Genomic DNA, 20,755 nt, shown 5'->3' on the forward strand with positions numbered 1-20,755 from the left:
GATTATGAGTGAAGAAACACCCGAGGTTCCCGCCGAGTCGGCCGGCATTCCGGAGCCCGTACTTGAGGGCGATGTGCTGACCGACCGCGTGGACCAGGTGGACCTGCAGACGGAAATGCAGCGTTCGTACCTGGACTACGCCATGGCCGTCATCGTTGGCCGTGCGCTTCCGGACGTCCGCGACGGCCTGAAGCCTGTCCACCGTCGCGTGCTCTACGCGATGTTCGACGGCGGGTACCGCCCGGACCGCTCCTTCAACAAGTGCGCCCGCGTGGTGGGCGAGGTCATGGGCCAGTACCACCCGCACGGTGACACGGCGATCTACGATGCCTTGGTCCGCCTCATCCAGGACTGGACGATGCGCTATCCGCTGGCGCTGGGCCAGGGTAACTTCGGTTCCCCTGGCAATGACGGTGCCGCGGCTCCGCGATACACCGAAACCAAGATGGCCCAGCTGGCCATGGAAATGGTCCGCGACATCGACGAGGAAACCGTCGATTTCCAGGACAACTACGACGGCAAGAACCAGGAACCCACCATCCTGCCGGCGCGTTTCCCCAACCTGCTGGTCAACGGTTCCTCCGGCATCGCCGTCGGCATGGCCACCAACATCCCGCCCCACAACCTCCGCGAAGTCGCCGATGGTGTGCAGTGGTATCTGGCCAACCCGACGGCCAGCCGTGAAGAGCTGCTCGAGGCGTTGCTCGTGCGGATCAAGGGTCCGGATTTCCCGACCGGTGCAACCATCCTCGGCCACAAGGGCATCGAGGACGCGTACCGGACGGGCCGCGGCTCCATCACGATGCGCGCCGTGGTGAACGTGGAGGAACTCCAGGGCCGCACATGCCTGGTGGTCACCGAACTGCCGTACCAGGCGAACCCGGACAACCTGGCCATCAAGATCGCCGAACTGGTCAAGGACGGCAAGATCCAAGGCATCGCGGACCTCCGCGACGAGACTTCCGGCCGAACCGGCCAGCGGCTCGTGATCGTTCTCAAGCGCGATGCCGTAGCCAAGGTGGTGCTCAACAACCTCTACAAGCACACCCAGCTACAGGACAATTTCGGTGCCAACATGCTGGCGATCGTCGACGGCGTACCCCGCACCCTGAGCCTGGACGCCTTCATCCGGCACTGGGTGGCCCACCAGATGAGCGTCATCGTCCGGCGGACCCGCTACCGCCTGCGCAAAGCCGAGGAAGAGGCGCACATCCTGCGCGCACTACTCAAGGCGCTGGACATGCTGGATGAGGTCATTGCACTCATCCGGGCCTCCAACACCACCGAGGCTGCCCGCGACGGCCTGATGGGTCTGCTGGAGATCGACGAGCTCCAGGCCCGCGCCATCCTCGACATGCAGCTCCGCCGCCTCGCAGCGCTGGAACGGCAGAAGATCCAGGACAGGCACGCCGAGCTTGAAGCCATGATCACGGAATTCAACTCGATCCTGGCCTCCGAGCAGCGCCAGCGCGACATCATCAGCCAGGAACTTGCCGAGATCGTGGCCAAGCACGGTGACGACCGCCGGACCCATATCCTCATGGGCTTCGACGGTGACATGTCCATGGAAGACCTCATCCCCGAGGAAGAAGTGGTAGTCACCATCACCCGCGGCGGATACGTCAAGCGCACCCGCAGCGACAACTACCGTTCGCAGCAGCGAGGCGGCAAGGGCGTCAAGGGTGCCCAGCTTCGCGGCGACGACGTTGTGGAGCACTTCTTCGTCACAACCACGCACCACTGGTTGCTGTTCTTCACCAACCTGGGCCGCGTGTACCGGGCCAAGGCGTACGAGCTTGCCGAGGCCGGCCGTGACGCCAAGGGACAGCACGTGGCAAACCTGTTGGCCTTCCAGCCGGACGAGCACATCGCCCAGGTCCTGGACTTGCGCGACTACGAGCAAGCCCCGTACCTGGTGCTCGCCACCAAGAACGGCCTTGTGAAGAAGACGCGCCTGGAAGACTACGACACCAACCGCACCGCCGGCGTCATCGCGATCAACCTTCGGGATGAGGACGAGCTCGTCTCGGCGCAGCTTGTGTCCGAAACGGATGATCTCCTCCTGGTTTCCCGCAAGGGCCAGTCGATCCGCTTCACGGCCACCGACGAGGCACTGCGCCCCATGGGTCGCGCCACCTCGGGTGTGACCGGCATGAAGTTCCGCGAAGACGACGAACTCCTCGCGGCCGACGTCGTGCAGGACGGCTCGTTCGTGTTCGTCGTGACCGAAGGCGGGTACGCCAAGCGCACCGCCGTCGAGGAGTACCGGCTCCAAGGCCGTGGCGGCCTGGGCATCAAGGTGGCCAAGCTTCAGGAAGAGCGCGGCGACCTTGTCGGTGCGTTGATCGTCAACGAAGAAGACGAAGTCCTGGTGGTCATGGAGGGTGGAAAGATCGTCCGCTCGGCCGTGGCCGGTGTGCCTGCCAAGGGCCGCGACACCATGGGCGTCATCTTCGCGAAGCCTGACAAGAACGACCGCATCATCGAGGTGGCCCGCAACAGCGAACGCGGCCTTGAAGGCGAGGAATCCGACGACGAACAGGGTGAGGGCGGACACGACGCATCAACCGTCAATAGTGTCGAAAATCCCGTCGGAGGACAGTCCGAGGCGGACGATGACGTAACGTTGGCTGCAAACGGCGGCGCCGATCAGGCGACCGCGACGGCCGAATCGGGATCGGCCGCAGGATCCGGCAATGGGTCCGGCGTCGAGCTGAACGAAGACAACACCGGAGGTAACGAGTGAGCAATTCGGACTCATATCCCAAGCCGAGCACGGGTGTCCCTGGAGGATTCCGGCAGCCGTCGGCTACTCCGCGGGTAGACGCACCGGCCCGTCCCGAGCAGCGCCCTGTGGCATCCTCCTCGGGTGCGGCAGGAACTGGCGCGGAAAGGGTCCCAGGTCAGCGTCCGGCGGTTCCCGGCCAGCGCCCGGCGGTTCCCGGCCAGCGTCCCGCTGGAACGCAGCGCCCGGCGGGGCAGCGTCCCGCCGCACCGGGCCAGCGGCCCGTGCAGGGCCAGCAGCGGCCCGCCACCGGGGCTCCCGGGCTCGTGAAGCCGGCTCCTAAGGCGAAGGTTCGCCGCGCCCGCCTGCTCGTCAGCAAGGTTGATCCGTGGTCTGTCCTGAAGATGGCGTTCCTGTTGTCCGTTGCCTTGGGCATCGTGACTGTGATTGCCGCAATCGTGCTTTGGACTGTGTTGGACCTCACCGGCATTTTCAACCAAGTGGACAGCCTTCTGGGCACCCTGGCAGGCTCGGAAAGCGGTGGCTTCGAACTCAAGAAGGTCGCATCGCTGGGACAGGTGGCCTCCTTCGCCACCATCATTGCCGTGGTGAATGTTGTGCTGCTGACCGCCCTGTCCATGCTGAGCGCCGTGCTTTATAACATTGCGGCAACACTCGTGGGCGGTATTGGCGTGACCCTTACCGACGACTGATACAGACGGCCGGAAAATGAGGGAAACTGCTGGAAAACAGTGGTGAAAATACCTCGATTTGAGATCGGGCCGGGATGTGCTGTAAAGTCATGTCTCGGCCCGAAGAGGTATCGGGGCGTATAGCTCAGGCGGTTAGAGCGCTTCGCTGATAACGAAGAGGTCCCAGGTTCAAGTCCTGGTACGCCCACGGAACCTGCACAGGTTTTGCTAAAGGTTTGGGAAACCAAGCCGGAACGGGGTGCATGTGAAGAAGTTGCTGGTAGTTGCAGCTGCGATCGCAGGCGTCCTGCTCTACAAAAAAGTGCAGGAATCCGAAGCCCGGAAAACAGTCTGGAGCAAGGCAACCGACACGGTTGACTAGCGAAGGCGCCCGGCCCGGAGATGGTGAAAACCATCGAAGGAACTGGGGTAGTATGGATGGGTTGCTTCTTATGGGGGCATGGCGCAATTGGTAGCGCACCTGCTTTGCAAGCAGGGGGTTCGGGGTTCGAGTCCCCGTGCCTCCACCATAAGGAAGAGTCCCGGTCAGAAATGACCGGGACTCTTTGCGTTAAGCCACCCCACTAAGGTTGAAATGTGAACTTCATTGTTGCTGCTTTGGGTGTGCTCGGAGTCGCATCATCCGGACCCCTCATCGCCGGAACGCTTGGAGCTACCTCTGTCACGGCGCTGGCCATCGCGTTCTGGCGCAACGCAATCGCCGCCGTCGTCATGGCCTCGCCGGTCTTGATCCGCGAGCCGCGCCAGTTCCGCAAGATCACCCGCAGAGAGTTCACTTGGTCCGCTGTCGCGGCAGTGGCGCTGGCCTTCCACTTCGCTTGCTTCATCACCGCGCTGCAGCTCACGTCAGTCGCGGCAGCCACCGCCTTGGTGTGCCTGCAGTCGGCGTGGATCGCCGTTTTCCAGCTCCTCCGGGGCAGCAAGCACCGTTGGCCGGTCCTGGTGGGCCTGGGCATCGCGTTGGGCGGCGTCGCGGCCATCACGGGCTTCGATATGGGAACCTCCCCGAAAGCCCTCCTTGGTGACATCCTGGCCCTCGCGGGAGGCGCCCTGGCGGGCCTGTATACCCTGGCCGGAGGTAAAGCCCGCCAGAGCATGGGCACCGGAACATACACGACGCTTTGCTACGGGATCTGCGCCGCCATCGTCGCCGTTCTGGCCCTCACTGGCGGCCAGCCGCTTGTGGGGTTCGACGCCGGCGGTTGGCTGGGGATCGTTGCAATCACTGTGTGCGCACAACTGGTGGGCCACACCGCGTTCAACCACCTCCTGGCCACCGTGAGCCCGCTGCTGGTGTCGATGATCATCCTGCTGGAGATTCCGGGCGCAGCCCTTCTCGCTGCCGTCTTCCTGCACGAGACCCTGCCGGTCGGTACCTATGCTGGACTCGCCCTGATCCTGGTTGGGCTCGCCGTCGTCGTCGCTGGTCAGCGGCGCGGCAAGGGCGACGCCGAGGGCAAGATCGCCGAGCTCGGCGCTGACTGAGTGGCTACAGGCCGCCGCGGCGCGCGCCTTGGCCTGCATTGGCCGTGTGGATGGCCCGGAGAAGCTTGGCCGGGAAGTAGACCGAGAAGAACACCACCATGGGGGCCTTCAGTGCCATCTTCTTGACGTTGTGGGCCTTGTAGGTGCGGTCGAAACGGGTCACGTAATACCGGTAGTCGCGCGGTGAATCCTCGAGCCTGCGGGCAGACATTCCCGAGACCATCTGCGGCCAGTACTGGACCCTGAGATCGTGGTCGGCAAGGTGCAGGGATAGATCGATGTCCTCATGCATCTCGTCCTTCTCATCCAGGCAGGTTTCGTCCCGGATGGTTTCCCAGGCGGAACGGCGAAGCGCCATGTTGGATCCAAAGAGGAAGTGGTACTGGTGTTTCGCGAGCCGAAGCATGAGCTGGCGCATTTTGTCGTCTGCTTTGAGTCCGAATCGGCGCATGGGCATGTCGTAGTAGACCACCGGACCTGTGGCCGCCTGCGCTGAGGGATCGGCGAAGGCCTTTTGGACCTGCTCAACCCAGTCAGGTTCCAGGACGGAGTCGGCATCGATCCGGCCGAGGACATCCGACGTTGCGCTATTGAGGCCAAAGTTGCGGGTGGGGATGAGTCCCTGCACGTTGTCCTGGCTCAACAGGATGATGGGGCTCTCCGGGTATTCCTGCTGCATCTGCTGGACGATCTGCGCAGTGCGGTCTGTGGACCTGTTATCCACGACGATGATCTCGTCCGCAGGTACCGACTGGTAGATGGCCGCGATCAAGCACTGCCGTATGACGCTTTCCTCGTTGAACGCCGGGATGATGATTGAAACGCTCGGCTTCACGGGTGCGACGGCTGCGTTGGTGGCTGCATCTACGAAAGATCTATCGGCTGGCATCCCCATAAATCTAACATCAGGCCGGTGTTACTTGAGGAAGCCTCCGGTGACAAGTGGCCAAACAATTGAAGGGATCCCGGCGAACCGGAATCCCTTCAACGTGGAGCGAATGTGGCTTTCGCTCAGGCTTCGTGTTTGCCTGCTTCGTCCGTGGCCGCCTGATCCTTGCCTGCTTCGTCCTTGTGCAGGCTGGCGGCGATGTTCTTTACCGCGGTTTTGGCGTCGGTTGCCACCTTTGCTGCGGTGTCCGTAGCGTCCTCGACGGCGTGCTTTGCCTTCTCGGCTACGGTCTCGGCTTTGTCAGCCACGTTGAGTTTCACGTCGTCAACCTTGTCAGCTACCTTGGCGGCTGCTTCGTTGGCCTTGTCAGCGACTTTCTCGGCCACCGCTGCGGCCGGCACCGGTGATGGGGTTACCGGGACCGGAGTCTTCCACGGGTCCTCCACCGGGCGGCTGGCTCTCCACGCGGCGACCCCGGCCGCGGCAGCTGCTGCTACAACGGTGAAGATCAGGAAGCCCCGCTTTTTGGGCTTCCTGGTCCTGGCGAGTTCTTTCGAAACGGTCTTGGTGGCTTCCTCGGCCGCGGCTTTCAGCTGGGATCCTGTGGCTTGTGCTTGCTCCTGCAGATTGTGAACCACGCCGGAGTCCACCAGCTTCTGGGCGACGGCGTCCACTTGCGCGGGTGCATTCTCAAGGGCGTGGTGGACAACCTCGGAGGCTTGCCCGAGCTGCTCTGAGAGCTTGGGCAGGTACTCCTCCACAACCTTGTCCCGGGCGTGACTGAGGGCCGGGGTGGCCTTGTTAAGGGCTTCCTGGATCTTGGGTGAGGCGTCCTCGACGACGTCGTGGATCTTCGGTGCGAGGTTCGCGAGGCCTTCCTGGAGCTTCGGCGTGACGGTTGCAACGCCGTCGGCGAGGTTGTACGCAGCCGACTTCAGGCCTTCCTGGAGCTTCGGCGAAGCGGTGTCGATTCCGTGCTGGATGCGGGGAACAGCCCAGTTCACAGCTGCTTCGACGCGCGGTGTCGCCCAGTCCTTGGCATTTTCGACACCATTCACAACGGTGTGTTCAAGTTCGCGGGCAATCCGGTCCGATTTCTTCACAACTACCTCCCGATCAACATGCTCGTTTGTTGTTAGCCTACGTCGCTTGATCGGCACCGGCTATTCATCCGGCGGATTCATGGAAGATTTCACCGAGCGCGGAACCGCCTTCCTGGCCGTCCCGGCGTTGACCCTGCGTGGAAGAATGGCCGTATGACCATCGCAACCGCAAAAGCAACTTTCCACACGAGCCTCGGTGACATCGTGGTTGACCTCTTCGGCAACCACGCGCCCAAGACGGTCGCCAACTTCGTTGGCCTGGCCACAGGCGAAAAGTCCTGGACGCACCCCGAGACCGGCGAAGACAAGACCGGTACCCCGTTGTACAACGGCACCATTTTCCACCGCATCATCAAAGACTTCATGATCCAGGGCGGCGATCCCCTCGGTCGCGGCATCGGCGGTCCGGGCTACAAGTTCGACGACGAGATCCACCCGGAACTCAACTTCAACGCCCCTTACAAGCTGGCCATGGCCAACGCCGGCATCCAGATGGGCAAGGGCACCAACGGTTCCCAGTTCTTCATCACCACGGTCAACACCGACTGGCTTTTCGGCAAGCACTCCATCTTCGGTGAGGTTGCTGACGAAGAGTCCAAGAAGGTTGTAGACGCCATCGAGGCTGTCCGCACCGGCATGGGCGACCGCCCTGTCGAAGACGTCGTCATCAACAGCATTGATATCGTCCAGCTCTGATCCCCGGGGCCTGAGCAGCATATGAGTTACGGAATCCCGGCGGCGGAGCCGTCAGCAGACATTCCGGTGTGCCCCAGGCACCCGGACAGGCCCTCCTATGTACGGTGCCAGCGTTGCGGGCGTCCTGCATGCCCCGAATGCCAGCGGGCGGCCGCCGTCGGGTTCCAATGCATTGACTGCGTCAATGAAATGAAGAGTTCGACGCCGGTGGTGCGTTCCGCCTATGGCGGCGCCGTCGCGACGGGACGTCCTTTGGCGACGTACATACTTATCGGGCTGTGTGCCCTGGTGTACGTGCTGCAATGGCTGATTCCCGGCGGTGTTGTGGAGAATCAACTCGCTTTCGCGTCCGTCTACGCCGCTCCGCAATACGGGGCCTTCGAACCCTGGCGGATGCTGACCAGCGCATTTGTCCATTCCCAGGGCTTTGTCCTGCACATCGTGCTCAACATGTACATGCTCTGGATTTTCGGCCAGGTGCTGGAGCCGGTCTTGGGGCGCATCCGCTTCCTGGCCGTCTACCTGTTGTCCGCCGTTGGCGGCTCTGTCGGTTTCCTGCTTCTGACACCTGTTTTGCCTCCCACTGGAGTGGAAGGTGCGTCCGGCGCCATCTTCGGCCTCTTTGGCGCGCTGTTGGTAGTTCAAAGCCGGCGCGGCGGAGACACCCGGCAGCTGTGGATCCTCATCGCCATCAACGGCGTGATTGGCTTCGTTGTCCCCGGCATTGCCTGGCAGGCCCATTTGGGCGGCCTGATCACGGGTGGCCTGTGTGCCGCCGTGATTGCCTTTGCTCCGCGTGGACCGCGCCAGGCGTTGTTGCAGACTGCCGGCATGGCGCTTGTGGCCGGGATTCTGGTCCTGGCTACCGTCTTCCGCTTCACGACGGGCTAGGAACTCCCTAACCGAGGAGTTCCTCCAAGCGGTCCATCGACTCTTTGATGCCCGCATCCATGCCGCTGGCTACTGCCATGTCCCGTGCTTCCACCGAGGGAAACACGGAGTGCTGCACCACACGTGTGCGGCCTCCGAGGTCTTCAAACCTGGTGGTGTCCAAGGTGACTTGCCCCGGGGCGCCGTCGAACTCGAAGGTCTGGATGATCCGCAGTGGCTCCTGGACTTCGTGGAAGACCCCGCGGAAGCCGAACTCGTTGCCCTGGTCGTCGAGATGCGTGTAGCGGTAACTGCCGCCCGTACGCGCGTCGTACGACTCCAGGCGCATTTCCAGGCGACGCGGACCCAACCATTTGACGACGAGTTCGGGGTCTGTGAAAGCCTGGAACACGCGCTCCGGTGCGGCGTCGAAGTCGCGGCTCGTGTCGATGAACGGCGTGCCCGCCGTGACGTCAATGGTTGTTGTGTTGGTGCTCATTGTTCTTCTCCTTTTCCGGATTGTCCTTGTCGGCTGTGCCCTTTTTGACGGGGTCTGCCGTGTCTTCGCCGGCAGATGGCGTCTCACTGGCCAATAGTTCGTCCAGTCGGGCGAAACGTTCCTCAGCCTGAAGACGGTAGTTCTCGATCCACTCGGCCAAGGGGCCGAGCGCCGTGGTGTTCAAGTGGCAGGGACGGCGCTGGGCTTCCCTGCTCCTCGTGATGAGCCCCGCGCCTTCGAGCACCTGAAGATGCTTGGAGATGGCTTGGAGGGTGACGGCGAAGGGCTGGGCGATCTCATTGACGGTGGCATCGCCCAAGGCCAACCGTGCCAGTATCTTGCGGCGGACAGGATCGGCGAGGGCCATGAACGCCCTGTTGAGCTGGTCTTCCGGATCCAGCACCGCTGCAGCAATCGTGCCCGGCATGCTTCTCCCCTATTGGGTTCAGGCTCACGCATCGCGGATTTCCAACTCTTCCGCCGTACTCAAGCAACTGGTTTATCAACTAATTCATTGAATAAGGCCAGCCTAGAACTGTGCACTGATGCCGTCAAGGCCCTTGGAGATGTTTTCCACAGGCGTTATCCACAATGTGCGTAACTTACAAGCATGTAGTTCGATGGTGAATGGACTCTCCGGAGCGAGATGGCAGGGGTCGGGCTTTCCTCTTGGGATTAACGTCCACACCTGTGGATAACTTTTGCCCATACGCCTGTGGGTATGTGGATAAGAAGTGGGTTATCCGGGGGTGTGTGGACAACTTCAGCGTTCGCAGCCGCAAGAGCGCGGTATCAACAGAGTTATCAACATTGTTAATAACTCACATTGCTGTAGTTCGTTGTCTTTCCTACCCTCTGAGGCCCGCCGTTCCGGGAGTTTTCCACTATGTAGGCGCAGTTTTTCCCCAACTGTGGATAACTTGTGGGTAGTTGCCTGTTGTTAAGTGCGTAACTCGGGTGCCCCCACTGCAGCGGTTGTGGGAAGCGGATTTTTGATCGCTCTGTCTTGCCGGTAGCGGCACATGCCTGGGTCCAGGCGTGGAAAGGCGCCAAATGAAATCTGTTACCGGAATCTGGTGTTCATCCATCGCTCGCGGCCGCCGCAGCAGGAGGCCAAGCGATACGGCGGTGCCGCCGGCACCAATAGGAGCGCGGACGGGTACTATCCCCGCCGCTTTCCACAATGCCAGCGCAATGGAAGGTCGCAGCGACCATGCGGTGGAGTACCTGCCCGGAGTAGACGGTCATCCGCGCCGGACGAAACCACGGCCGCGCGCCAGCCGTACTCGCTTTGGGTGGAGCCTCCCAGACGAAACCGTCCGGCTCACAATTTCGATATAGACGGACCCGTCCCGACAGGGCGAGTCACCATAGCACCGTGAAGTCGCCACCCTCGGCTAAGTCGGACCAGAACTCGACACGAAGCCGGGGCTCCTCGATGGTGCGACGGGCTTCGCCGAGGCACGCACGCCTGGCAGCCTGGGTAGCGGACCGGAGTCAGACCGGAACGTGTTCGGTCTGGGAAGCAACGGTCTGCGGCCTGCGGGCGGCATCACTTATCCGCAACAGCAGGGCGACGATGATCCAGTTGGCGAGGAGGGAGGACCCGCCCGCGGAGAGGAACGGCGTCGTCAGCCCTGTGAGGGGAATAAGGCGGGTGACGCCGCCGATAATGATGAAGCACTGAAGAGCCATGGAGAAGGCCAGCCCGCAGGCAAGGAGCTTCCCGAACGCATCCCGGATGCCCAGGGCGGCCCGGAATCCCCTCGTGAAAAGCAGCAAATAGAGGAGAACGATCGCGAACAGCCCGATCAGGCCAAGTTCTTCACCAAGGGAAGCGATGATCATGTCGCTGTTCGCGAATGGCACGAGGTCCGGGCTTCCGAGCCCGAGGCCTTTGCCGATCAGGCCGCCGTCGGCCATTCCGAAGAGGCCTTGGACAATCTGGGCGCTGCCTCCGGGGAAGCGGGTGAAGACCTGGGGGTCGAAAGCATTGATCCAGGCGTCAATGCGCAAGCCGACGTGGGAAAAGATCTTTGCTGCCGCGTATCCGCCCAAAAGCATGAGCACGACGCCGAGGACGAGCCAGCTGGCCCGGCTCGTGGCAACGTAGATCATCACGATGAACAGCCCGAACAGCAGTATGGACATGCCGAGATCGTGCTGGAAGACCAGTACGCCGACGCTCGCTGCCCAAGCGGTGATCATCGGGCCCGTGTCCTTGATCCTTGGGAACTGCAGGCGTCCGAATTTCCTGCCGGCCAGCAGGATTAAGTCCCGGTTGGAGGACAAATAGCCCGCGAAGAAGACGGCGAGCGTGATCTTCACGATCTCGCCGGGCTGGAACTGCAGGGAGCCGAGGCGTATCCAGACATTCGCGCCATTGATGTCGCCGGCCGAAATGCCCGGCACAAGGGGAAGGATAAGGAGGGCGGCGCTGATCGCAAGTGCAATGAAGGTATACCGGCGCAAAAGCCGGTGATCCTTCAAAAGCCACAAAACGGCGGCCGCGACCAGAACCGAGACGATCGTCCATGTGAGCTGATTAGCTCCCGCAGTCGTACCGTTCGAGGCATCCAAGCGTCGGATCATGGCGATGCCGAGGCCGTTCAAAGCCACCACAATCGGGAGGATCACCGGATCCGCATACCTTGCCTTGAACCGCAGGACAACGTGGAAGACCCCGGCCAGTGCCGTCAAGGCACCCGCCTGAAGCCAGAATCCAACGTCAAGGGCTTCCTTTTTGTCCACACTGGTCATTGCAAGGGCACCAATGCCGACGCCAAGGGCCAGCACCAAAAGCACCATTTCCACGTTTCGGCGAGGCTTCGCCAGAATCGCTTGCTGGCTCATGGGCATATTCCTTCGTGGATCTCGGGCGGCCGGGCGGGTCCGGTTCAGTGGCTCAAGATCGGGTCAGTGGCTCAACATAAGGTTCAGTGGGCCATCATAGCCGTAGGGGCTGGGCAGCGGTTGGGAACAGGACCCGGTCGATCAGCGGCCAGCTTCCGTAACGGGTTGTATCACCATGTCGTCAAGCTTTGGGAGGGCGTGCCCAAGCCGATGCGTGGCCTCGCTGACAGTTTCTTCCACCGCTGACAGGGGCGCGTTGGCGACGACGATGGTGGCGGCGCCTTGCAGGCGATGGCCGACCCAACGCAGTTGCAGCCGCGGCACGGAGAGAACGCCCGGTGTCATTTCCAATGCGGCCTTTGCGCTGTCCAGGAGTTCGGGCTCTATGCCGTCCATCAGGCGTCTTCCGATGCTGCGTACCGTACCCCAGAGCAGGACGATGATGGCCGCCGATATCAGCAGGCCCACAACCGGATCCGCCAACGGGAAGCCAAGCAGCACGCCGCTGGCCCCAAGCACCACCGCGAGCGAGGTGAATCCGTCAATGCGCGCATGCACGCCGTCGGCAACCAACGCAGCAGACCCGATCTGCCGGCCGACCCTGATCCTGTAGACGGCCACGATTTCATTGCCCGCAAAGCCGATGACTCCGGCCGCAAGAACCCACCACAGATTGTGCAGGGGTTGGGGATGGAACAGCCGATCGATGGATTGCCACGCGGCGACGACTGCCGAAAGCGCGACCACGCCGACGATGAACAGTCCGGCAAGATCCTCCGCCCGCCCGTATCCATAGTTGTAGCGGCGAGTTGCTGCGCGACGTCCCAAGATGAACGCAATCCATAATGGCACTGCGGTGAGCGCGTCCGAGAAGTTGTGGATGGTGTCGGCCAGCAACGCAACCGAGCCGCTGATGAGGACCACAAGAAACTGCAGGACCGTGGTGCCCAGGAGTATGAAAAGGCTGATCTTCAGCGCCCGGACGCCCTGTGTGCTGGACTCAAGGGCATCGTCGATTGAATCGGCGGCATCGTGGGTGTGTGGGACGAAAAGCTCATACAACCACCCCTTGAGACCCGAATGATGCTCGTGGGAGTGTCCGTCGTGGTCGTGGTCGTGCACATGATGCTCTTGATGACCGACTTGCTGGTGACCGCTCATGCCGATTCCTGTTCCGCGCGGTGGTGTGCAGGGGTGCCGCCCAAGGCGTGTTCTGCTTGGAATATCGCATCCGCCACCAGTTGGCGGGCATGCTCGTTCTCCAGCCGGTACATGACCTTGGTTCCGTCCTGTCGCGTGGAAACCATTCTCGCCAAGCGCATTTTGGCAAGGTGCTGCGATACTGCCGCCGGCGACTTCCCTACGAGTTCCGCCAGCGCCCCGACGGCCATTTCGCCGTTCCGGAGCGCCAGGACGATCCGGACCCTCGTCGCATCAGCCAGCATCGCGAACACTTCCACAGCCAATTCAACGTATTGGCTGTCGACTCCCAGCGAGCAGGCATTCTTATCTGCATTCATACGCAGATTCTTTCACACAACCCGGCCAAACCCACATCGAGGACCCGGGACAGCGAACCGGAAGTCGACCAGACGCCACGGTCAGTAGGGTCTGAATGAAGTTCTCAATGCTCTCGCGGTGAACTCTCAGTGAACCCGCGGACACTATCCACAGCCTTGTGCACATTGGGTAAAACCACGGGTTCGAGGCGTGAGGGCCCGGTTATCACCTGAATGTCAGGGATCTTGGCTTCATGTGCATGGATGTCCACATGAATTGTCCACAGCTGTGGATAAAGTTACGCACTTCTGTGGAAAGAAGCTGGGCATCAGAGCCAAACTCCGGAGCTTCCCCGACGATGGCTGTCAAGCAGATGGGTATCGATCATGCCGATCGCCTCCATCAGCGCATACATGGTGGTGGGGCCTACGAAAGCGAAGCCCTTCTTCCGCAGGGCTTTGGACAGAGCAATCGACTCCGGCGATTGGGTAGCGACATCGGCAAAGGTGCGCGGTTCCGGCGTCGATTCCGGTTGGAACGACCACACGAAGTCCACCAACCCGCCTTCGCTCCGCAAGGCGATGGTGGCCTTGGCGTTGGTGATGGTTGCGCGGATCTTGAGGCGGTTGCGCACAATTCCCGAATCCTGCATCAGCCGTTCGACGTCCGCCTCCGTGAAAGCCGCGACGCTTTCAGGGTGGAAGTCCAGGAAAGCGGACCGGAATGCTTCGCGCTTGCGCAAGATAGTGGCCCAGGACAAGCCCGCTTGGAATCCCTCAAGGCTGATGCGCTCATACAGGCCCCGTTCGTCCCGTACCGGCATGCCCCACTCGTGGTCGTAGTACTCGCGCATGAGCGGGTCAACGGATGCCCAAGGCGGACGCGCAAGGCCGTCGTCGCCAATGATGGTGCCGTTCTCGGGCGGGTTCATAGCTGTTCCTCCACAGGAAGCCGGGCAGAAGCTGTTGTTGACATTGTGCCCCGGTCCTACGACATTCCAGTGACGCGCATGGTGATATTGATCCGCCCCCTCGGCAGCCCGCAGCCTTCAGGAGCCGTTCCGGGGAGCACTTTGGTGACGCCGTGGTACGCAAAACGGGATGCCCCTCCGAACACGAAGAGGTCTCCTGAGGAAAGTTCGACGTCGGTATACGGCTTGGTGCGCGTCTCCACGTTCCCGAAGCGGAAGACGCAACTGTCTCCGATGCTGATCGAGACGACGGGGGCCCGGGACTTTTCGTCCTTGTCCTGGTGCATCCCCATCTTGGCGGCCTCGTCGTAGAAATTCACCAGCGCAGTGTCTGGCGTGTAGCCGGTGGCTTCGGCGGCGTCGCCGTAGGCCTCGAACAGTGCTTTGCGGCCCAGACGCACCATCCAATCGGGAAAGTCGAGGACCCGCCGGCCGTTGACGTCAAAGGCCTCGCGCGTGTATCTGTAGGGCTGCCAGTGCCAGCCGAGGCAGACCGTCCGGACGGACATCGGGTGCCCGCCTGGGAGGACGGCGGCGCGCAAGGGGACGGGACCCCGCGTCCAGTCATCGAAACGGGCCGCGATCCAGTGCTGCTGCTCGAGGCTCAGCCAGCCCGGAACGTGCACCGCGCCGGGCGCGATCTCCCGTGGACCGGCGTCGGGCGCGTCCGGTAACTCAAGCGGAAACAGTGGTTCCGTCCACCCCGGGCTCATGCTGCCTCAAGAGCCAACAAGGCGCGCTTGGCTTCCGTGCCGCCGAGGTAGTTGCCAAACGATCCATCGGATTTCACCACCCGGTGGCAAGGAACAATCACTGGCAGCGGGTTGGTGGCGCAAGCAGTGCCGACGGCGCGCACGGCCCGCGGGCTTCCGGCCGCCAAGGCCACTTGCGCGTAGCTCTCCGTATGGCCGTAGAGGATCTGCGGCAAATGTTCCAGGACGCTGAGGCGGAAGCCGCGCGAAAGGCTGAAATCCAGGGGCAGGTCGAAGCGGTGCCGGGTTCCGGCAAAGTATTCGTCCAGCTCGCGGGCCGCGGGATCCAGGCGACTCGCTGAGAAGAGGATCCGCGGACTGAGCTTTTCCGCGAGCAGCTGCAATACGGCGTCGTGGTCTTCCACTTCGAACGCCACGCGCACCATGCCGCGTTCCGTGGCCGCGAGCAGCAGTTTGCCGATCGGGGAATCCACCGTGCGGTAGGCAATATCGAGGGTGTGCTGCTCCGCGGCTGCCGCTGCGAGGCGGTCGTGGAGCCGTTGCATGACGCCCGGTTCGGCGGAATCGAGGGGTGCGAGGAGCTCGGAGACGTCCGGTTCGTCGTGATGGATGGTCATGGGGTTTCTTCTTTCACGTAGCTCATGGAGCTATCGACGAGAATGGTGCGCAGCGCCTTGACTCCGTCGGCTCCCGCGCGACGCGCGGCGTCGGGGGTTCCGCCGAGAAGCCCGGCGACGTCCTTGTAGGGGAGCCCGGCGAGGTAGTGGTACGCCACCGCCTGGCGCTGCTTCGGCGGAAGCTGCCCGACGGCGTCGAGCACCTCCCGGTGACCGTCGCCGGGGATGCCGAGTCCGGACGGTCGCACGGGCAGTTCATCCACGGGAACCGGCTGACGGGTCCTGGCGCGGACGATGTCGATGGATTTGCGGTGCGCGATGGTGACGAGCCACGCCTGGACGTTGGCGTCTGGAGGCAGTTCGGGGTAGGCCTTCAGTGCGGAGAGGAAAGTCTCGGACCAGCCGTCTTCCGCGTCGTGGGCACCGAGAACCGCGCGGCACACTCGCAGGACCGTGGGCCCGTGCTCCCGGACGACCAGCTCGAACGGCTTCTTGGGCTCCATTAGAAGAGCTTGCTTTCCTTCGCCGCCGCTGGTTCCTCGAGTTCCAGGAGGAACCGTTTGTTGTCGAGGCCGCCGGCGTATCCGGTGAGCTTCCCGTCGCTCCCCACAACCCGATGGCACGGGATGATGATACTCAGCGGATTGCGGCCAACCGCCGAGCCGACGGCCTGGGAAAGGTTGCGATCGCCCAGCTCGGTGGCCAATTCTCCGTAGCTGACGGTTTCCCCGTACGGAATTTCTTCCAGTCTTGCCCAGACCCGCTGCTGGAACGGATTCCCTGAAGCCTTGAAAGGGACGTCGAACACGGTCCGCTCGCCAGCCAGGTATTCGCCGAGCTCAACGGCAGTTTGCTGGAACAAGGGATCGTCAGCGGGGACGGCTTCACCGAAGAATTCCGAAGGCGGCATATGCCAATGACCCTCGAAGAAGATGCCGGTCAGCAGCCCGTCCTGGGCAGTCAGCGTGAGCTGGCCCAGTGGGGACTCAATGATGGTGTGCCTGGTGGTCATGTCTTGTAGACGCTGCAGGCGGCCGAAATGTGAGGTCGTCTCTTAGGAGCGCCAGCGCGTGGTCATCAGGAAGCCGACGATCGCGATGCCGAACCCTGCCACGATGTTCCAGGACGCCCACGCGGCTACGGGAAGTTGGCCGCTGGTGATGTAGAACGTGATGATCCACAGCAAGCCGATGATCATGAGACCGAACATGACGGGCTTGTACCAGACGGGGTTCGGCTTGTACTGCTGCGTGGTGGCCGCCTCGGTGGGGCGGGCGGCCCTCTTGCGGGGCTTGGACTCGGGCACGGATCCTCCTTGGCCGGCTGAATGAAAAGGCCACGCGCTAGCTTGATATCCTGCAGGAAGGAAAATTCCAGCGGTCAACGCGCACGCGGCAATTCCGGGGTTCGTACTAGCAGTCAAGTCTAGCCGGATTTCGGAGACTGCTCGTCGTCGGGCATCCGCGCCTGTTAAGAGGAGATCCAGTGGCGCAGCAGCAGACGCAGCAAGCCGCTGCCATGCCGGACGACGGCACGGGAACCGGCTCGGAGGGTCCCCGCCCCGGGGGGCACAGGCCGCGCCCGGCGAGGCGCAAGGGCCGGCCAAGCACGGGCGACATTGTGCGTAAGGTCGTGCAGATCGTAGGCGAACTCCTCCTCACCGCGGGACTTATCCTGTTGCTCTTTGTGGCGTGGGAGCTGTGGTGGACTAACGTCGAAGCCGACGCGAAGCAAAGCCAGGCCGTCCAGGGATTCGCGAAGAGTTTTGCGGGACCTGTGGCACCTGTTGCCCCTGCCAACCCTGCTGGACCGCCCAACTACGGCAAGCCCGTGGTTGCCCAGGCTCCCGAGCACGGCGGCATGATCGGCATCATGTACATTCCGCGATTCGGCCCGGATTATTCGCGGCCCATCATCGAGGGAACCGGTTCCGACATCCTGGACACGCTGGGCCTGGGCCACTACGGGACCACCAGCATGCCCGGAGCCCCGGGCAATTTTGCCGTCGCCGGACATCGTCAGACGCATGGCGCCGTACTGGACAACATCCACCTCCTGGTTCCGGGCGACAAAATCTACGTGCAGACCAAAGACGGTTACTACACGTACGTTTTCCGCAACAACCAGATCGTGCTGCCCTCGCGAACCGACGTCCTTCTTCCGGTCCCCACACAGCCCGGGGCGACGCCCACCGAAAGCTACCTGACCATGACCAGCTGCAATCCGCGCTTTGGTGCGCAAGAACGCATCATCGCGTACTCCTTGCTGGAAAGCTGGCAACCGGCATCCGCCGGGCCACCGCAGGAGATCGCCAAGCAAGTCGCCCAGACGGCCGGAAAGGGCTAAGCCATGTACGGATGGATCTTCCGCCACCTCCCGGGACCCCTGTGGGTGCGTATCCTGACATCAGCGGCCCTCGTCGCATGCGCGCTTGCCCTGATGGTCCAGTTCCTCTTCCCCTGGATGTCACAGTTCACTACCCTCACCGACTCAACGATTGGTTCAGCACAGCAGCCATGAGCACAACAAAAATCCTCGTCGTGGATAACTACGACAGCTTCGTCTACACCTTGGTCGGTTACCTGCAGGAACTCGGTGCGGAAACCACAGTGGTCCGGAACGACGACGTCACTCTCGCCGAAGCGATCGAGCTGGCGGACGCGCGCGACGGCGTGCTGATCTCTCCCGGTCCCGGCACCCCTGCCGAAGCCGGTGTCTGCATTGAGCTGATCAAGTGGTGCGGAGACAACAACAAGCCGATGTTCGGGGTCTGCCTGGGGCACCAGGCGCTGGCCGAGGCCTACGGCGGAACCGTCACGCACGCCCCGGAGCTGATGCACGGCAAGACATCACCTGTGCAGCATGAAGGCAAGAGCGTTTTCGCCGGGCTGCCCTCGCCGGTGACGGCCACCCGCTACCACTCCCTGGCGGCCGTCCGGGAAAGCATTCCCGACGTACTGGAAATCACCGCCGAAACCGCCAGCGGGGTTGTCATGGGCCTGCAGCACCGTTCGGCGCCGCTGTGCGGAGTGCAGTTCCACCCGGAATCGGTACTCACCGAAGGTGGCTACCTCATGCTCGGGAACTGGCTTGAATCACTGGGGATGTCCGGGGCGGCCGCCCGTGCGGCCACCCTTAGCCCCTTGATCCAGCGCTAGCCGCCTAGTCCGCCGAAGCCTCCGCCGTGGGTGTCGCTAGGAGACGGCGTGGGCGTCGGAGTGGGACTCGGGGACGGGGCGGGAGCCTTCGCGACAATCACGCTGATGGTCTTGCCCTGCTCCACAAGGGAATTGAAAGCATCGCCCTGGCTCGTCACCTTTCCGGGAGCTACCTGCGAATTCTCCTGTTCGGTGACCGCCATGGCCAGGCCGTTCGCTTTGAGGAGCGCTTCGGCATCGGCCACACTCAAACCAACGAGTTGAGGCACGGATACCTTGCCTGTGGACACCACCAAGTCAACGGTGCTGCCCACGCCTACTACAGCCCCGGAAGCCGGCTTGGTGCTGATGACGGAGCCTGCGGGAACCGTGGCACTATTGGCCAAGGTACTTGACCCGCCCACGAGGCCAGCCTGACGCAGGAGGTCGCGGGCCGCGGCTTCGGTGAGTCCGTTCAAGCCTGCCGGGACAGTCACCGAGACTGGCCCATCTGAAACGTTCAGCAGGACTTGCGATTTCGGCGCCACTTGGGACCCCACGCCGGGGTCGGTGCTGATCACCGTCCCCTTCGGGACCTTGTCATCCGGGACATGGTGCGACTCGGGGCTGAGATTGGCGCCGTACAGCGTCTGCAACGCCGTGGCCTCACTCATGCCGGCGACCGCCGGTACCGCGATCAACGCCGGCGGAGCCGGCTTCTGGTTCACCGTGCTGTACACCCAGAATCCACCGCCGGCCAAGACCAGCAGCACTAAAATAACCACCACCGCGGTCCACGCACGACGGCGGGACTTCTGCCGGGCGGTCCGCTCGCGTTCAGGGGCGAAACCAAGCGGCATGGCGCCGTCGTTGTCCGGTTCAGGTTCCGGTTCACCGGCCTGCAGGGCCAGCATCGTGTCCTGGTCGCCGGCGTCATGGCCATTGCCCGACCCCCCGGTCAGGGTGCTGTCCAGGAACTCGGCGCCCGTCAGGCCGCGCGCCAAGCCACCCTCGGGAATCTGCTGCGTCGACGGCACGACGTCCTGGACGTCTGTGGGAGTTCCGGCGGCAAAGGCCGGGACTGCCACGCCGTTCTTGGCCGCACGCAAGGCGCGGCGGAAGGCAGCCGCATCCTGGAAACGGTCGGCGCGATTCTTCTGCAGGCCCTTGGCGAGGACGCTGTCCAGTGCCTCCGAAACGGCCGGATTGAACGTGCTGGCGGGCTCCGGGACCTCGCGGACGTGCTGGTAGGCCACCGAGACAGGACTGTCGCCCGTGAACGGAGGGCGTGATGTGAGCATTTCAAACAGCAAGCACGCCGCAGAGTACAGATCGCTGCGGGCATCCACGGTCTCGCCGAGGGCCTGCTCGGGTGAAAGGTACTGGGCAGTGCCAACCACGGCCTGCGTCTGGGTCATGGTTGCCGCGGAATCCGCCATCGCCCGGGCGATTCCGAAATCCATGACCTTCACGTCGTTTGACTCCCCGGTCACCATGACGTTGGCCGGCTTGATATCGCGATGGACGATCCCGGCCTTGTGGCTGTACTCCAGCGCGGCCAGGACGCCAAGGATGAACTCGATGGCTTGATCGATGTCCAGTTCCTTGGCGCGGATCAGATCGCGGAGAGTCCGGCCGGACACGTATTCCATGACGATGTAAGGGACCCGAACGTCCTCGCCCGGGCCGCCGGACACGGTGTACTCGCCGGTGTCGTAGATAGCTACGATCGAGGAGTGGTTCAGGGCCGCCACAGCCTGAGCCTCGCGCTTGAAACGGGCATGGAACTGCGGATCGCGGGCGAGATCGGCACGGAGCAGCTTCACTGCCACGGTTCGTCCGAGCACAGTGTCAGTGCCCTTGTAGACATCGGCCATGCCGCCACGTCCGAGCAATTCACCGAGTTCGTACCGCCCGTTGAGGACGCGCTGGGATGTCATGGGAGTGCTGTCCTCTCTGTGGGCAGGTGTGGAGCGACCGGTTGG

23 protein-coding genes and 2 tRNA genes are annotated in these 20,755 nt (G+C 62.8%); 11 read left to right on the forward strand and 14 right to left on the reverse strand.

Going from position 1 to position 20,755, the window contains the following annotated elements; all coding sequences use genetic code 11:
* Positions 1 to 4: 4 nt before the first annotated feature.
* The 6 genes from gyrA (at position 5) to AC1DJW_RS06835 (ending at position 4,923) form a co-directional block, all read left to right on the forward strand.
* Entirely contained in the window at positions 5 to 2,746 is a 2,742-nt protein-coding gene (gene gyrA / locus AC1DJW_RS06810) for a DNA gyrase subunit A (RefSeq protein ID WP_459341942.1), read from the forward strand.
* Complete coding sequence (locus AC1DJW_RS06815) at positions 2,743 to 3,438, forward strand: DUF3566 domain-containing protein (RefSeq protein WP_284750999.1); 696 nt, start codon at positions 2,743 to 2,745, stop codon at positions 3,436 to 3,438. The genes gyrA and AC1DJW_RS06815 overlap by 4 nt, the downstream gene beginning before the upstream one ends.
* A 113-nt stretch (positions 3,439 to 3,551) precedes the next feature.
* A tRNA-Ile gene (locus tag AC1DJW_RS06820) sits at positions 3,552 to 3,625 on the forward strand.
* 57 nt (positions 3,626 to 3,682) lie between these two features.
* On the forward strand, positions 3,683 to 3,799 hold the full coding sequence (locus tag AC1DJW_RS06825) for a DLW-39 family protein (protein WP_284750998.1): 117 nt from the start codon (positions 3,683 to 3,685) through the stop codon (positions 3,797 to 3,799).
* Between the two features lie 72 nt (positions 3,800 to 3,871).
* Positions 3,872 to 3,947, forward strand: a tRNA-Ala gene (locus AC1DJW_RS06830).
* A 67-nt stretch (positions 3,948 to 4,014) separates the two neighbouring features.
* Positions 4,015 to 4,923 (forward strand): DMT family transporter, encoded by a 909-nt coding sequence (locus tag AC1DJW_RS06835; protein WP_476901023.1) that lies wholly within the window; start codon positions 4,015 to 4,017, stop codon positions 4,921 to 4,923.
* A gap of 4 nt (positions 4,924 to 4,927) precedes the next feature.
* On the opposite strand, the gene AC1DJW_RS06840 is transcribed toward AC1DJW_RS06835, so the two are convergent.
* Both AC1DJW_RS06840 and AC1DJW_RS06845 read right to left on the reverse strand, forming a co-directional pair.
* Positions 4,928 to 5,812 carry a glycosyltransferase family 2 protein gene (locus AC1DJW_RS06840; RefSeq protein ID WP_390281509.1) on the reverse strand — a complete coding sequence of 295 codons (885 nt, stop codon included), beginning with the start codon at positions 5,810 to 5,812 and terminating at the stop codon, positions 4,928 to 4,930.
* A gap of 122 nt (positions 5,813 to 5,934) precedes the next feature.
* On the reverse strand, positions 5,935 to 6,915 hold the full coding sequence (locus tag AC1DJW_RS06845) for a hypothetical protein (RefSeq protein WP_390281511.1): 981 nt from the start codon (positions 6,913 to 6,915) through the stop codon (positions 5,935 to 5,937).
* A 153-nt stretch (positions 6,916 to 7,068) separates the two neighbouring features.
* On the opposite strand from AC1DJW_RS06845, the gene AC1DJW_RS06850 reads away from it, so the two are divergent.
* Entirely contained in the window at positions 7,069 to 7,611 is a 543-nt protein-coding gene (locus tag AC1DJW_RS06850) for a peptidylprolyl isomerase (RefSeq protein ID WP_059388874.1), read from the forward strand.
* A 21-nt stretch (positions 7,612 to 7,632) separates the two neighbouring features.
* The gene (locus AC1DJW_RS06855) at positions 7,633 to 8,502 is read left to right on the forward strand and encodes a rhomboid family intramembrane serine protease (protein WP_476901024.1); all 870 of its coding nucleotides are present in this window, start codon (positions 7,633 to 7,635) and stop codon (positions 8,500 to 8,502) included.
* 7 nt (positions 8,503 to 8,509) lie between these two features.
* On the opposite strand, the gene AC1DJW_RS06860 is transcribed toward AC1DJW_RS06855, so the two are convergent.
* From AC1DJW_RS06860 to AC1DJW_RS06910, 11 genes are all read right to left on the reverse strand, one after another.
* Positions 8,510 to 8,980: an SRPBCC family protein gene (locus AC1DJW_RS06860; protein WP_284750993.1), complete on the reverse strand. Its 471-nt coding sequence runs from the start codon at positions 8,978 to 8,980 to the stop codon at positions 8,510 to 8,512.
* Positions 8,955 to 9,407 carry an ArsR/SmtB family transcription factor gene (locus AC1DJW_RS06865; RefSeq protein WP_284750992.1) on the reverse strand — a complete coding sequence of 151 codons (453 nt, stop codon included), beginning with the start codon at positions 9,405 to 9,407 and terminating at the stop codon, positions 8,955 to 8,957. The genes AC1DJW_RS06860 and AC1DJW_RS06865 overlap by 26 nt, the downstream gene beginning before the upstream one ends.
* A 1,070-nt stretch (positions 9,408 to 10,477) precedes the next feature.
* Positions 10,478 to 11,833, reverse strand: coding sequence for an FtsW/RodA/SpoVE family cell cycle protein (locus tag AC1DJW_RS06870; RefSeq protein WP_284750990.1), 1,356 nt, complete (start codon positions 11,831 to 11,833; stop codon positions 10,478 to 10,480).
* 141 nt (positions 11,834 to 11,974) lie between these two features.
* Positions 11,975 to 12,994, reverse strand: coding sequence for a cation diffusion facilitator family transporter (locus AC1DJW_RS06875; protein WP_476901025.1), 1,020 nt, complete (start codon positions 12,992 to 12,994; stop codon positions 11,975 to 11,977).
* Positions 12,991 to 13,353, reverse strand: coding sequence for an ArsR/SmtB family transcription factor (locus AC1DJW_RS06880; RefSeq protein WP_476901026.1), 363 nt, complete (start codon positions 13,351 to 13,353; stop codon positions 12,991 to 12,993). Before AC1DJW_RS06880 ends, AC1DJW_RS06875 begins: the two co-directional genes overlap by 4 nt.
* A 308-nt stretch (positions 13,354 to 13,661) precedes the next feature.
* Positions 13,662 to 14,264: a DNA-3-methyladenine glycosylase I gene (locus AC1DJW_RS06885; protein ID WP_390281516.1), complete on the reverse strand. Its 603-nt coding sequence runs from the start codon at positions 14,262 to 14,264 to the stop codon at positions 13,662 to 13,664.
* A 56-nt stretch (positions 14,265 to 14,320) separates the two neighbouring features.
* Positions 14,321 to 15,016, reverse strand: a complete 696-nt coding sequence (locus AC1DJW_RS06890; protein WP_390281518.1) for an alpha-ketoglutarate-dependent dioxygenase AlkB family protein — start codon at positions 15,014 to 15,016, stop codon at positions 14,321 to 14,323.
* Positions 15,013 to 15,633 carry a methylated-DNA--[protein]-cysteine S-methyltransferase gene (locus AC1DJW_RS06895; RefSeq protein ID WP_390281520.1) on the reverse strand — a complete coding sequence of 207 codons (621 nt, stop codon included), beginning with the start codon at positions 15,631 to 15,633 and terminating at the stop codon, positions 15,013 to 15,015. The genes AC1DJW_RS06890 and AC1DJW_RS06895 overlap by 4 nt, the downstream gene beginning before the upstream one ends.
* The gene (locus AC1DJW_RS06900) at positions 15,630 to 16,136 is read right to left on the reverse strand and encodes an RNA polymerase sigma factor (protein WP_390281522.1); all 507 of its coding nucleotides are present in this window, start codon (positions 16,134 to 16,136) and stop codon (positions 15,630 to 15,632) included. Before AC1DJW_RS06900 ends, AC1DJW_RS06895 begins: the two co-directional genes overlap by 4 nt.
* On the reverse strand, positions 16,136 to 16,645 hold the full coding sequence (locus tag AC1DJW_RS06905; protein ID WP_390281524.1) for a methylated-DNA--[protein]-cysteine S-methyltransferase: 510 nt from the start codon (positions 16,643 to 16,645) through the stop codon (positions 16,136 to 16,138). The genes AC1DJW_RS06900 and AC1DJW_RS06905 overlap by 1 nt, the downstream gene beginning before the upstream one ends.
* A 42-nt stretch (positions 16,646 to 16,687) precedes the next feature.
* Entirely contained in the window at positions 16,688 to 16,939 is a 252-nt protein-coding gene (locus AC1DJW_RS06910) for a cell division protein CrgA (protein ID WP_284750982.1), read from the reverse strand.
* Between the two features lie 179 nt (positions 16,940 to 17,118).
* On the opposite strand from AC1DJW_RS06910, the gene AC1DJW_RS06915 reads away from it, so the two are divergent.
* From AC1DJW_RS06915 to AC1DJW_RS06925, 3 genes are read left to right on the forward strand one after another with little or no spacing between them, the layout of a single operon-like run.
* Positions 17,119 to 17,979: a class E sortase gene (locus tag AC1DJW_RS06915; RefSeq protein WP_390281527.1), complete on the forward strand. Its 861-nt coding sequence runs from the start codon at positions 17,119 to 17,121 to the stop codon at positions 17,977 to 17,979.
* A gap of 3 nt (positions 17,980 to 17,982) precedes the next feature.
* On the forward strand, positions 17,983 to 18,153 hold the full coding sequence (locus tag AC1DJW_RS06920; RefSeq protein ID WP_284750981.1) for a hypothetical protein: 171 nt from the start codon (positions 17,983 to 17,985) through the stop codon (positions 18,151 to 18,153).
* Complete coding sequence (locus AC1DJW_RS06925) at positions 18,150 to 18,791, forward strand: aminodeoxychorismate/anthranilate synthase component II (RefSeq protein WP_284750980.1); 642 nt, start codon at positions 18,150 to 18,152, stop codon at positions 18,789 to 18,791. The genes AC1DJW_RS06920 and AC1DJW_RS06925 overlap by 4 nt, the downstream gene beginning before the upstream one ends.
* On the opposite strand, the gene pknB is transcribed toward AC1DJW_RS06925, so the two are convergent.
* A complete protein-coding gene (gene pknB / locus AC1DJW_RS06930) occupies positions 18,788 to 20,710 on the reverse strand; it encodes a Stk1 family PASTA domain-containing Ser/Thr kinase (protein WP_284750979.1) in 1,923 nt (640 codons plus the stop codon). The genes AC1DJW_RS06925 and pknB overlap by 4 nt on opposite strands.
* Between the last annotated feature and the right edge of the window lie 45 nt (positions 20,711 to 20,755).

Source organism: Arthrobacter sp. 05L417, from assembly GCF_056397865.1.

Excerpts from the sequence above, each read along its gene's own strand:
- gyrA (WP_459341942.1), top strand. The coding sequence starts at position 5 with ATGAGTGAAGAAACACCCGAGGTTCCCGCCGAGTCGGCCGGCATTCCG.
- AC1DJW_RS06840 (WP_390281509.1), bottom strand. The coding sequence starts at position 5,812 with ATGCCAGCCGATAGATCTTTCGTAGATGCAGCCACCAACGCAGCCGTC.
- AC1DJW_RS06850 (WP_059388874.1), top strand. The coding sequence starts at position 7,069 with ATGACCATCGCAACCGCAAAAGCAACTTTCCACACGAGCCTCGGTGAC.
- AC1DJW_RS06855 (WP_476901024.1), top strand. The coding sequence starts at position 7,633 with ATGAGTTACGGAATCCCGGCGGCGGAGCCGTCAGCAGACATTCCGGTG.
- AC1DJW_RS06860 (WP_284750993.1), bottom strand. The coding sequence starts at position 8,980 with ATGAGCACCAACACAACAACCATTGACGTCACGGCGGGCACGCCGTTC.
- AC1DJW_RS06865 (WP_284750992.1), bottom strand. The coding sequence starts at position 9,407 with ATGCCGGGCACGATTGCTGCAGCGGTGCTGGATCCGGAAGACCAGCTC.
- AC1DJW_RS06870 (WP_284750990.1), bottom strand. The coding sequence starts at position 11,833 with ATGAGCCAGCAAGCGATTCTGGCGAAGCCTCGCCGAAACGTGGAAATG.
- AC1DJW_RS06875 (WP_476901025.1), bottom strand. The coding sequence starts at position 12,994 with ATGAGCGGTCACCAGCAAGTCGGTCATCAAGAGCATCATGTGCACGAC.
- AC1DJW_RS06880 (WP_476901026.1), bottom strand. The coding sequence starts at position 13,353 with ATGAATGCAGATAAGAATGCCTGCTCGCTGGGAGTCGACAGCCAATAC.
- AC1DJW_RS06885 (WP_390281516.1), bottom strand. The coding sequence starts at position 14,264 with ATGAACCCGCCCGAGAACGGCACCATCATTGGCGACGACGGCCTTGCG.
- AC1DJW_RS06890 (WP_390281518.1), bottom strand. The coding sequence starts at position 15,016 with ATGAGCCCGGGGTGGACGGAACCACTGTTTCCGCTTGAGTTACCGGAC.
- AC1DJW_RS06895 (WP_390281520.1), bottom strand. The coding sequence starts at position 15,633 with ATGACCATCCATCACGACGAACCGGACGTCTCCGAGCTCCTCGCACCC.
- AC1DJW_RS06900 (WP_390281522.1), bottom strand. The coding sequence starts at position 16,136 with ATGGAGCCCAAGAAGCCGTTCGAGCTGGTCGTCCGGGAGCACGGGCCC.
- AC1DJW_RS06905 (WP_390281524.1), bottom strand. The coding sequence starts at position 16,645 with ATGACCACCAGGCACACCATCATTGAGTCCCCACTGGGCCAGCTCACG.
- AC1DJW_RS06920 (WP_284750981.1), top strand. The coding sequence starts at position 17,983 with ATGTACGGATGGATCTTCCGCCACCTCCCGGGACCCCTGTGGGTGCGT.
- AC1DJW_RS06925 (WP_284750980.1), top strand. The coding sequence starts at position 18,150 with ATGAGCACAACAAAAATCCTCGTCGTGGATAACTACGACAGCTTCGTC.
- pknB (WP_284750979.1), bottom strand. The coding sequence starts at position 20,710 with ATGACATCCCAGCGCGTCCTCAACGGGCGGTACGAACTCGGTGAATTG.